The 12,286-nt window shown below is 44.3% G+C and carries 6 protein-coding genes; all 6 read left to right on the top strand.

All coding sequences use genetic code 11. From position 1 onward, the window contains the following. Window positions 1–372: 372 nt before the first annotated feature. The 6 genes from AAEY88_RS02100 to AAEY88_RS02075 all read left to right on the top strand — a co-directional run bounded on the left by AAEY88_RS02100 (window position 373) and on the right by AAEY88_RS02075 (window position 12,250). On the top strand, window positions 373–1,668 hold the full coding sequence (locus AAEY88_RS02100; protein ID WP_350558354.1) for an NCS2 family permease: 1,296 nt from the start codon (window positions 373–375) through the stop codon (window positions 1,666–1,668). A 690-nt stretch (window positions 1,669–2,358) separates the two neighbouring features. Further along, a complete protein-coding gene (putA, locus tag AAEY88_RS02095) occupies window positions 2,359–5,595 on the top strand; it encodes a bifunctional proline dehydrogenase/L-glutamate gamma-semialdehyde dehydrogenase PutA (protein ID WP_350558351.1) in 3,237 nt (1,078 codons plus the stop codon). A gap of 11 nt (window positions 5,596–5,606) precedes the next feature. Beyond that, window positions 5,607–6,299 (top strand): 1-pyrroline-5-carboxylate dehydrogenase, encoded by a 693-nt coding sequence (locus AAEY88_RS02090; protein WP_350558348.1) that lies wholly within the window; start codon window positions 5,607–5,609, stop codon window positions 6,297–6,299. Between the two features lie 336 nt (window positions 6,300–6,635). Continuing rightward, a complete protein-coding gene (locus AAEY88_RS02085) occupies window positions 6,636–8,432 on the top strand; it encodes an FAD binding domain-containing protein (protein ID WP_350558345.1) in 1,797 nt (598 codons plus the stop codon). 226 nt (window positions 8,433–8,658) lie between these two features. Further along, a complete protein-coding gene (xdhB, locus tag AAEY88_RS02080; RefSeq protein WP_350558342.1) occupies window positions 8,659–11,229 on the top strand; it encodes a xanthine dehydrogenase molybdopterin binding subunit in 2,571 nt (856 codons plus the stop codon). Beyond that, window positions 11,222–12,250 carry an XdhC family protein gene (locus AAEY88_RS02075; protein ID WP_350558339.1) on the top strand — a complete coding sequence of 343 codons (1,029 nt, stop codon included), beginning with the start codon at window positions 11,222–11,224 and terminating at the stop codon, window positions 12,248–12,250. Before xdhB ends, AAEY88_RS02075 begins: the two co-directional genes overlap by 8 nt. Window positions 12,251–12,286: the final 36 nt, after the last annotated feature.

Genomic DNA, 12,286 nt, shown 5'->3' with positions numbered 1-12,286 from the left:
GTCGCAAGTAACATGATTGGTCGCAATTCATAAATCGTCAGCCACTAAAATACCTATTATATAAGTAACTATTCAGTACTAGCAGAGAAACAATAAAGTCCTGGTAAAAATTACGCATAAATAATTAAACATTTCCAAAGAAAAATTCTTTGGTATTCTAATCTAGTACACTATTGTTTATTAAATATGTTAAATGGCAGTTTTATACTAAAAGATATCAGTAGTGATTGAATTTGTAAGCTGAATTCTCTAAAATGTTGAGCTTTGTTACTACAGCTTTCTTATTGTGACATCGCTATTTTTCGGTACTTGTAACTTTTTCACTAACCAGTTGGAAGCGACATTTATGAACGCACTTTGGAAGCGAAAATTATGAACGCAATTGAACGCTATTTTGGGATTAACGGTGACAACACCACTATTAAAACAGAGATTCTCGCTGGTATAACCACCTTTTTAACAATGGCCTATATTATCTTTGTCAACCCTAACGTATTAGCAGACGCGGGCATGGACAAAGGTGCCGTATTTGTTGCTACTTGTTTGGCAGCGGCCATAGGTTGCTTTATTATGGGCCTCTATGCCCGCCTGCCGGTTGCTCTAGCACCAGGCATGGGACTCAACGCCTTCTTTACTTATGGCGTGGTTTTAGGTATGGGTTATGCCTGGCAAACAGCGCTTGGCGCAGTGTTTTTGTCTGGTTGTATTTTTGTACTTTTAAGCTTGTTTAAGATTCGTGAAATAATTATTAATGCCATCCCCATGTGTCTTAAACAAGGGGTTGTCGCCGGTATCGGTGCGTTTTTAGCATTTATCTCGCTCCAAACCTCAGGCGTTATCATCAATAATGACGCGACTTTGGTTGGCCTCGGTGATATGACCGCGTTTTCACCAGCAATGGCCTCTTTAGGTTTTATTGTTATTATTGGCCTATCCTATAAAAAGGTCCCTGGTGCGGTAACGATTGGTATCTTGCTCGTCGCCTTGATTAGTTTATTAACGGGTAACACCCAGTTTACGGGTATTATGTCCGCACCGCCTTCAATTGCGCCTACGCTTATGCAGCTTGATATTGCTGGTGCGTTTGACGTGGGTATGATCAGTGTCATTTTTGCCTTTTTGTTCGTAGATTTATTTGATACCGCAGGCACCTTGATAGCAACCACCAGTCAGGCTGGCCTGGTTGACAAAGACGGTAGAATTCCCAACATGGGCAAAGCCCTGTTAGCGGATTCAACAGCGACAGTGACTGGTACGTTACTTGGTACGTCATCGACGACCAGCTATATCGAAAGTGTCGCAGGGGTGGCCTCAGGTGGTCGCACTGGATTGGTGGCAGTGACGGTCGGGGTACTATTTTTACTCAGTACGTTCTTTGCGCCTTTAGCTGGTATGATTCCAGCCTATGCGACTGCTGGGGCTATCTTTTATGTGGCCGTACTGATGATGGGCACGCTAAAAGATATCAATTGGCACGATTTAACAGAAGCAGGACCTGTGGTAGTGGTACTGTTGTTCACACCGTTGACCTATTCTGTCGCTGACGGTATTGCGCTTGGTTTCATCACCTATACAGCAGTCAAAGTAATAGCGGGTAAATTTTCTGAAATTAGTATCCCAGTTTGGATATTAACCCTCGTATTACTGGCCAAAATTGTGTTTATATAAGTTTTTAGCTGTTGATGGTTTAGCGTAGCTATTCTTAAATCCTCCTTATTAATTGATGGTAAGGAGGATTTTTTGCTTAAGAATGAGAGTATTTGCCATTGCAAAATTAAGATTAATAATGCAGGCATGTAAAGACAATCACAACGAGTAAACAAGAAATCGTAAACTAATAGTTATTGCTAGCCTGACTGTGTCATCTATTTGTTTTAGATAGTATGTTTATTCACTAAAATGACCGATATCGTTAGTTTGAAAAAAAATTTCATGATAATATGATGAGGTTAAGCGCATCACCTCAATCAACGCCGTAGAGGTTTTTCTTACAGTGAATTAGTTTCATACAAGATCACCAACAGGATTAATAAGTTGGGTTCATAAAAGCGATTTTTGTTGAATTTTGCTTTTTTGAACGTTAATAGCATTTAACTGTCGATCACGCTCCTTTCACTACAAACAAGAAGAAGGCACTAATGCTGCTTAACTGTTCGTTGTTGCCTTTGCATTGTTAATGTAGTCCGTCTAACGTTCGACGACATACTTAACCGTCTCCAGCCTTTGCTGGATTTGCTCGTTTTGTGATGGCGCCGTTTGGTTTTTTATTAACAGTTATTATCATTTTATTAATAGCCCTCATAAAAAGTCCTTGCGCACCATTTATTATGGTTTTTAAACGATAGTTGTGGAGTTGGTATGAACCCAATAGACCAGTTTACCCCGAAAGAGCCGATTTTATTTAACCCCGTCGATATGCTGGCGCCCGAGTATATTAAGCAGACAGCAGATGAGCTGTATGCTTGTATCTCGCCATTATATAGCGTTGATGAAGACCGCTGGTTAACCAAATTATTACCCCTTGCCAAACCTACCGATGAAGAGCGTGATGCTAGTGCTGAGCAGACGCGTAAGCTGGTCGAGCATGTCCGTAATGATGGCAAAGCAGTCAAAATGGTCGATTCACTACTGCTCGAATATAGCTTAGATACCCAGGAAGGTATCTTGCTGATGAGTTTGGCCGAAGCCTTAATTCGAGTGCCTGATAATTATACTGCTGATGCCCTGATTCGCGACAAGATGAGCGTAGCAGATTGGAAAAAACATCTCAAAGATGATAACGGTATGATCGTTAATGCCTCGACATGGGGTTTGATGATGACTGGCCGTGTGGTAAGCATTGACAGCAGTACTACCGCATCAGGATTTTTGGATCGAATGACCAAAAAGATGGGCGAGCCGATGATTCGCGGTGCCATGCAAAAAGCCATGCGCATCATGGGACATCAGTTTGTATTGGGCGAGACCATCGAAGATGCCAATAAAAACAGCCAAAGCTACCGTAATAAAGGCTATACCTATTCGTTTGACATGCTCGGCGAGGCGGCGATTACCCATAAAGATGCCGAAAAATATTTTAACGATTATCTGCATGCCATTAAGTCAACAGCTAATGTTAAAGTAAAAGAAGGTATGCCTAAGCCATCCGTTTCTATCAAGTTATCAGCCTTGCATCCGCGCTATGAAGCGACCCAAGAAGCGCAAGTAATGGGTTTACTACGTCAACGCTGCTTATTATTGATTGAAGCGGCACGTGAAGTGAACGTTGATCTCAGCATTGATGCTGAAGAAGCCGATCGTTTAGAAATATCTTTAAAGCTGTTTGAATCACTATATCGTGATCCACTAACGGCTGGATGGGATGGTCTTGGTCTGGTCGTTCAAGGCTACTCAAAACGCGCTATTGCTATTTTTGCTTGGTTGGCACGTTTGGCAACTGAAGTCGGTGACCGTGTTCCGTTACGCCTAGTAAAAGGGGCATATTGGGATACTGAAATTAAGCTGGCACAGCAAAAAGGTCTGTCTGGCTATCCGGTATGGACGCGTAAAGAAGGCACAGACACTGCTTATTTAGCGTGCGCGCGTTTCTTATTAGCAGATCATTTGCGTGGGTTAATTTGGCCACAGTTTGCGACTCACAACGCGCACACACTAGCGACAGTCATGACCATGAGCACTCATAGAGACTTTGAGTTTCAGCGTTTGCATGGCATGGGCGATGCGCTATACGATCATATTTTGCAAGCTTATAAAATCCCTGTGCGTATTTATGCACCGGTTGGCGCGCATAAAGACTTGCTACCGTATTTGGTACGCCGCTTACTTGAAAACGGGGCGAATAGCTCATTTGTGCATCAATTACTAGATAAAACATATCCTATCGATAAGTTGGTCGTGCATCCATACGACAAACTGCTAACCAATGAAAGCTTACATAATCCAGATATTCCATTGCCACTTGACATTTACGGCAAGCGTCGTGCTAGTTTTGGCCCTAATATATTTGTAGAGTCGCAGTGGCAGCCGTTTAAAGCGGCAATTGACAGTCAGTTGACTAAAACATGGTCAGCAACGCCCATTATCAATGGCCAGGCTATTAGTGGACATGTGGTTGATGGTGCACAACATAAGCTTGATAGCCACAGCATTCGTGCACCTTGGAATCACGATATTATCGCTGGTGAAGTGCAATATGCCAATGCTGATATCGCGCGCCAAGCTATCGATGCAGCCGTTGCTGGTCAAGAGAGCTGGCAAGCGGTACCGGCGTCTCAGCGTGCTGCCATACTACGCAAAACGGCGGATTTATACGAAGAAAACTACGCTGAGTTCATGGCATTATGTCAAGTTGAGGCGGGGAAAACCACGCAAGACAGCATTGATGAAATCAAAGAAGCGGTTGATTTTTGCCGCTTTTATGCGGATGAAGCTGAGCGTTTAGAGACTCAAGTATATGAATTTATAGATTTGTCTGGCAAGCAAGCGCGCCAAGTCTATAAGCCACGTGGCACATTCGTTTGTATTAGTCCATGGAACTTTCCATTGGCGATCTATACGGGTCAAATCGTTGCCGCATTAGCTGCTGGTAATACAGTCGTAGCAAAACCTGCTGAGCAAACCAGTTTGATTGCTCACTTTGGCGCCCAACTGATGTATCAAGCAGGGGTTCCTGCAGAAGCGCTACAGTTCGTCACGGGTGCTGGCGAAGTTGGTGGGGCATTAACGGCAGCAGATAATTTATCTGGCGTTATCTTTACCGGCTCGACCCAAACGGCACAACGTATTAACCAAAGCTTGAATGATCATGCGCAAACCAGCGGTGAGTTGCCAGTATTGATTGCTGAAACCGGTGGCCAAAATGCTATGATCGTTGACTCAACGGCCTTGCCTGAGCAAGTGGTCAAAGACGCAGTATTATCTGCCTTTGGCTCAGCGGGTCAGCGCTGCTCGGCTTGTCGTATCTTATGTGTACAAGAAGAAGTTGCAGATGGCATCATTGAGCTATTGCAAGGCAATATGGCTGAGTTAATCGTGGGCGATCCTACTTATGCCACCACTGATGTAGGCCCAGTGATCGATAGTGATGCCAAACAAGGCTTAGAAGCTCATATTGCACGTATGGAATCTGAGTCAACAGCCACTATTTTATCGCAGACGCCGATGAGTGCTAGCTCTGTAGTTAGTGAAGATGAGTCTACCTTTGTATTGCCAACTGCGATAGAGGTACAAAGTATTGACGTCATCGGCGGTGAGCATTTTGGTCCGATATTACACGTCTTGCGTTATCAGGCGCGTGATTTAGACAAGCTCATTGATGCGATTAATGGAACTGGCTTTGGCTTAACCTTAGGCATCCATAGCCGTATTGAAAATATCGCTGAGCACATTGAGCGCCGTGCTTATGTTGGCAACACTTACATCAACCGCAACCAAATAGGTGCGGTGGTTAACGTCCAACCCTTTGGTGGTTGTGGTCTATCAGGTACTGGCCCCAAAGCAGGTGGCCCGCATTATGTGGCACGTTTAATGCGTTTTATTACTGAAAGCAACGCCAACGATACGGCTCATTCATCCACTCAAACCAACATCGCATAAGGAGTAGCAACATGGCGACTGAATTCAAAAAAAATCATGCCCAAGTTTGTGAAGCTTGGCGACTACTGGGCGCAGTCAATCGCGCCGCCTATCTTGAAGCGGCCATTCCTAAATTAGCATTGCTTACCGGTGATGGTAATAAAGCGCGGCGTCTGTTTAATCATCTATTAAGCTTTGCTCCTAAGCTTGATAAGGTGCAGCGCATGACCGGTGCGACTGGCGAGTCCAATGATTTATATGTGACTGCTCGTGGTAAAACCATGGTGATTGGTGGCGAATCTGCCAAAACCATGGCGGTACTTGGGCAGCTTATCGCCGCATTATTAACCGGTAATGAGGTGATACTACATTGCCCAAGCCAAGATGAGATGTGCATAGAAGCAGTGAAAGTGCTTTATGAGACCGGTATTAGCGAGGATGTGATCAGTATTGCTAACGATTCGCAGACTATTACCCTGCTATATATTGACCGTCTTGCACAAGTTGCAGTCGCTGGCAGCCACGCTGAAGTACAAGAAGTTAGCCAAGAGCTTGCTAATACTGACGGTATCTTAACGCAAGTGATTGCAGTGACTGATATGGAAAGCTTATCGGAGATGCTTACCCCAGATTATCTCTATCGCTTTATCACTGAACGAGTGAAAACGATCAATACTACCGCGATTGGTGGTAATGCGAGTTTGCTAGAGTTGGGTACTGAATAATTCATTAGAAGCTTAGTAAAGCACTGTTTGGTTTAGTATTATAGAAACTGAGTAGTGTTTAATCTAGCCCAAACTACGATCAATGTTTGCTTACTGGTTTCTTTAGTAAGTAGGCACTGATCGTTTTTTTATGCGTTATCATAAACTACCAATATTCCTCGGTGACAATAGGCGCTATAACAACAATAGTACTGATTTTTTTTGCCCGTGGACGTACAAAGCGCTGATAAGCTGTGGATAAAAGGTTGTTGAAGCAGCCATTAGAAGTAGCTACTATATAATATTAATTAAATATCTACTGGTCGATTAGTTTGATGTACTAAGAGCCTACTCTAAATGTTCAAGTCTTCATGTTTTATGAAGCTCAATACTTATTATTTTATTAAGCCGAGTCTTGCTATGATTAATTTCTATCTGAACGGAAAGCGCCACGAGCTAACCCAATTGAATCCTAATACGACGGTGCTTGAGTACCTACGCCTATACGTGCGTCAAACGGATACCAAAGAAGGCTGCGGTAGTGGGGATTGCGGTGCTTGTACTATTATGGCCCAACGATTGCCTTTTAACGCTACTGACAACTCCAATAATGATGCCGATGCCAACTCTCCTTTTTATACTCTGAATTCTTGTATTACATTGCTGTCGCTCATGGATGGTCATCATCTTATGACGGCTTCTTATCTGGCAGACAATCCTGAGAATCACCCAGAGCGTGCGCTGTTGCATCCGGCACAGCAAGCGATGGTCGAGTGTCATGGCTCGCAGTGCGGTTTTTGTACCCCTGGTTTTGTGATGTCTCTTGCTTCTGTATATGAAAATAATCTTATGCGTAAAGAGCAGAGTGTTAAAAGTAATGAGCCAAGCGAAAATAATTTAAGTTATGACGACCTAAGCTACGATGACATTGTCGCCTCAATATCAGGCAATCTGTGTCGATGTACAGGCTATCGACCTATCATCGAGGCAGGTCTGGCAATGGAAGGAATTGGCCAGCAAAGAGAAGCTGATCAGACGGCAGTGAAAGATTTAACTATCAACTTAGCTATTGATGCGATGGCAAATACCAACAGCAGTAATAACATAAGTACTGACACAAGTAATAAGACAAGCACAAAAGAGTCGTCAACCGCGTCTATCGAACCTGCACTTACTGAAGGATCGCGGAAACTATTTATTCCACACTCTATTGAGGAATTTAATCGGGTTCTAACTGCGAATCCAAAAGCGACTATTTGGGCAGGTGGTACGGACTTGGGGTTGAGTGTGACTCAGCACTTGGTCGATCATGAAGTGATTATTCAGCTGTCGGCTATTGAGGAGCTGAAATCTTGGTCGCTGTCCGATGTAGATGAGTCCACTGACAGTAATGCTAAGCAAGCAGCAGTTCAAACAGCGAGGCAGGATTTGGTGTTTGGCGCTGGCATGAGCTATAAAGGGATGCTACCAGTACTTGAACAATATTTCCCTGAATTTGCGCAACTGTTTGAACGGATTGCCTCACCGCAAATCCGTAACATGGGCACCATCGGTGGCAACGTTGCCAATGCTTCTCCAATCGGTGATTTACCGCCGATTTTGCTAGCATTGGAAGCGCGTATTCATTTGCGTCACTGCGGCCCTGATGCTAATAGCCAGGCTAACGGTGACAGTGATGGTAACGAACAATCTTGTACTGACGAAATAATACCTTTATCAGAGTTTTTTCTAGATTATAAAAAAACCAAGTTGCGAGCCGGCAGTTATGTGGTCGCCATTCATATTCCACTGATGCAAGACCATCAGCACTTGTTTATTCATAAGATTAGTAAGCGTTACGAAGATGATATTTCTGCCTGTCTACTCGCGGCAAAAATAGAACTTTCAGCGGATGGTACAACCATTAATCAAGCAAGATTCGGTCTAGGCGGTATGGCAGCGATACCCTTATTAGCGGCACATTGTCAACAAGCACTTATCGGACAACCTGTTGCGGTTGCAAGCTTCTCGATGGCGGCACAAGCGCTACCTTTAGACGTTTCACCATTAACGGATGTTAGAGCCAGTCGTGAGTATCGCTTGCATGTGGTGCAGCGTTTATTAATTAAGTGTGGTAAGCAATTAGTAAGAAATTTGCAAACTGAGAATGCCTAACGGGGTACCGTTGAGCCACTTTGAAAAAGTCAGTATGGCTGGGAGAAATTTTCGAAGCCTCTGGAGTGACTCAGTCACACAGCAAGCTAGAAAAATTTTTACCTGCTATATGAAAAATTTATTGGCATCCATTTTATTTAGTACTAATTATGATCTGCCAACTATAAAACTGCTACAGCATAAATTTTATTAAAATAAAAGAGCATCAATAAAAGAGAGAGCCACTATGAGCCATGAATCTTCGTTATTTGACAGCTACAGCATCCGCCGAGTGCGTCCGGCCAAAAATAAAATCGGTACTTCAGCCAAGCATGACAGTGCGATTAGTCATGTCATGGGGACGGCAACTTATGTGGACGATATTTTAAAGCCACAAGAAACCTTGCATTTAGCAGTGGGTAAAAGTATTCATGCTCATGCACGCGTATTGAGTATGGATCTGAGTGCGGTGAGAGAAGCCGATGGGGTGTTGGATGTTTTAAGTTTTAAAGACTTACCTGCTAAGACCGATATCGGTGCGGTGTTTGACGGTGAGCCACTAATGGTGGATGAAATCACTGAGTATGCAGGTCAGACGCTATTTGTGGTGGTAGCCACCAATCACCGCGCCGCAAAAAAAGCCGTGCTCAAAGCCGTTGTAGAATATGAGATATTACCAGCAGTGCTTAGTGTTGATGAGGCGTTAGAACAGGATTATTTTGTTCGTCCTAGTCATACTATGCAGCGCGGCGATACTGAAGCTGCGCTTGAGAAATCGCCTATTCGCATCAAAGGGCACATTCACATGTTGGGCCAAGAACACTTTTATCTTGAGGGTCAAGTGTCGTACGTAGTGCCTAGTGATGATGGTGGACTTGAAGTGTACACCTCTTCCCAGCATCCAAGTGAAGTGCAGCAGCTGGTCGCTGAAGTGGTAGATTTACCCTTTCATGCAGTCAATACCGTAGTGCGCAGAATGGGCGGTGGTTTTGGTGGCAAAGAAACCCAAGCAGCAGCATGGGCGTGCCTGTGCGGTATCGTCGCCAAACGCCATAATGTGCCAGTCAGTATGCGTTTAGATCGGCAAGATGACATGGTGGTGACCGGTAAGCGTCACGAATTTGCCAATCGTTATGAAGTCGGTGTAGATGAATCAGGCCAAGTACTTGGGGTCGATATGCAGTTAGCAGGATTGTGTGGTTATGCGCCAGACCTATCCGATGCGATTGTCGATAGAGCGATGTTTCACTGTGATAATGGCTATTATTATCCTGCCGCCCATGTCGCAGGACATCGTTGCAAGACGCATACGGTATCTAACACTGCTTTTCGAGGTTTTGGTGGGCCGCAAGGTCTTATCACTGCTGAATATATGATGGACGATATTGCTTATACGTTAGGAAAAGACCCCTTACAAGTGCGACTAAACAACCTGTATCAGAATGGACAAAGCACTCATTATGGACAGCCGATTGAGCATTTTGATTTGGCAACTATCATCAATACACTGGCAGAAGACTGTGAGTATGATAAGCGTCGCCAGCAAATTACGAAGGCCAATCAGCAAGCCGAAGCTGAGGGCAGTGATAAGCGCCTTGGTCTGGCTTTAACGCCTGTGAAATTTGGTATTTCATTTACAGTGCAGACGCTGAATCAAGGTGGCGCTCTAGTACATATTTATACCGATGGTAGTATCCACCTCAATCACGGTGGTACTGAGATGGGACAAGGGCTCTATATCAAAATTGCCCAAATCGTTGCCAATGAATTCGACGTTGACTTAGACACTGTTAAAGTATCGGCAACACGGACGGATAAAGTACCCAACACCTCACCGACTGCTGCCTCATCGGGTACGGATATTAACGGTAAAGCAGCGCAGAACGCTTGTATAACCATTAAAGGGCGCATCGTTGAGTTTGCTGCTGAGCATTTTGACGTAGCAGAAGAGGATATACGATTTGAGCGTAATCATGTCTATATCGGTGATAAAGAAAACTTCACCTTTGCTGAGATGGTTCAGTTGGCGTATCAACATCGTATCAGTCTGTCTTCTACCGGTTATTATAAAACACCGAAGATATTTTATGACCGCTCCAAAGCTTGGGGTCGACCGTTCTTTTACTTTGCATTGGGTGCGGCGTGTTCTGAGGTTGAAATTGATACCTTAACGGGTGAGTACAAGGTACTGCGCTGCGATATTTTACATGATGTGGGGCAGTCGATAAATCCTGCCATTGATATCGGTCAAATTGAAGGTGGCTTTATTCAAGGTATGGGTTGGCTCACGGCTGAAGAACTTACTTGGGATAAAAAAGGCAACTTAGCATCCAACAGTGCGGCCAACTATAAGATTCCTACGGCCCATGATTTGCCGAAGCAGTGGCAGGTTAAGCTGTTTGAACGTAAAAATGAAGAGCAGACCATTTACAATTCTAAAGCAGTGGGTGAGCCGCCGTTGATGTTAGCCGCTAGTGTCTGGTGCGCTATTAATAATGCGGTAGCAAGCTTAGGCGATTATAAGAAAAATCCAGAGCTTACTATGCCTGCGACCCCAGAAGCCGTACTAAAAGCAGTAATGCGTATGCAAGGGCAGGAATGGGAAATTAAAGCTAAGGTAGATGGTGACACTATTGATAGTTTAACTCCGGTTGATGATGACTGTGGTATTGATGATGATCGAGTTATGCCGCAGCAAGTACCTCATGGTAAAGATGTAAATCCACCAGAGGTCGAAGGTAAATTAACGGACGACCAGCCTGAAGCGATAGAACATCCTAACGTGTCAACGGCTAGAGGGCCTGCGCACAGTGAATGATTTATCATCAGCTCCGACAATGCCGCCCACACGCTGGTATGACGGTCTAGCGCAATATCAGCAGCAAGGTGTCGCACACGTTTTGGCTACTGTGGTTACCGTTAACGGGTCAGCGCCCCGAGCGCTACAAGCTAAAATGGTTATCACGCATGATAGCTGTTGCGACACGCTGGGCGGCGGTGGTCTGGAGCATGACGTTATGACTACCGCGCGGCAATTGCTCAATGGTGAGATAGAGGCAACCGTATCAAAGAGCTCTAAAAAAGATAAAATTTCTAAAAAAATTATTAGTAGTGAAATGGAGTCGAAGCCAGCCAAAGTAGTACACCGCGATACGGTTTATACCAAGCATTATCCTCTTGGTGCCAAATTGGCACAGTGCTGCGGTGGTAGTGTCACGGTCATGTTTGAGTGCTTTAATGTGACGCCGCCGCTATCGATATTGGTATTTGGGGCAGGGCATGTGGCAGCGGCTTTGATGACGATACTTGCTGAATTACCTTGTCAAGTGGACTGGGTAGACAGTCGCCCTGAGAGGTTTGAACCTTATTTAATAGATAGAGCGAATCAAACCGATCAATCTACTGTTTATCAACTTCCTGCGCATATCCGTCCGCATGTTAGTGATGAGCCTGTTGATTTTATTCGTCCGTTTATCATTGATAACTCTCAAAATTCTCCACCTTGCTCAGGCATTCAGCGCTTTATTCTTATCATGACCCATGACCACGGTGTCGATTTTGAGCTAGTACGCGCGTCTGTAGATGTAATTTTAGATACTAATATATTAGCTAGCAATCCACGAGTTTCAGCACCCTATATTGGTTGTATTGGCTCAGCAACCAAAGCAAAACGTTTTAAAGACCGTCTGATTCATCGTGGTTATAGTGAGCAGATAGTCGATAAACTGACCATGCCAATCGGACTACCGATCGGTGGTAAAGAGCCGATGGCCGTTGCCGTGTCTATGGCTGCCCAAATTTTGCAGCATTACCACAACCACGATTATCACCAGCAATAATTTAAACGATTCTAAAGAGTATTGACTTCCAACTCT

The sequence above is a fragment of the Psychrobacter sp. CAL346-MNA-CIBAN-0220 genome, from assembly GCF_040309805.1.
In the GTDB taxonomy this organism is placed as follows: domain Bacteria; phylum Pseudomonadota; class Gammaproteobacteria; order Pseudomonadales; family Moraxellaceae; genus Psychrobacter.
This window is presented reverse-complemented; position numbering and strand designations above follow the sequence as displayed.

Coding starts and splice junctions, on each gene's coding strand:
- AAEY88_RS02100 (WP_350558354.1), top strand. CDS start 373: ATGAACGCAATTGAACGCTATTTTGGGATTAACGGTGACAACACCACT.
- putA (WP_350558351.1), top strand. CDS start 2,359: ATGAACCCAATAGACCAGTTTACCCCGAAAGAGCCGATTTTATTTAAC.
- AAEY88_RS02090 (WP_350558348.1), top strand. CDS start 5,607: ATGGCGACTGAATTCAAAAAAAATCATGCCCAAGTTTGTGAAGCTTGG.
- AAEY88_RS02085 (WP_350558345.1), top strand. CDS start 6,636: ATGTTCAAGTCTTCATGTTTTATGAAGCTCAATACTTATTATTTTATT.
- xdhB (WP_350558342.1), top strand. CDS start 8,659: ATGAGCCATGAATCTTCGTTATTTGACAGCTACAGCATCCGCCGAGTG.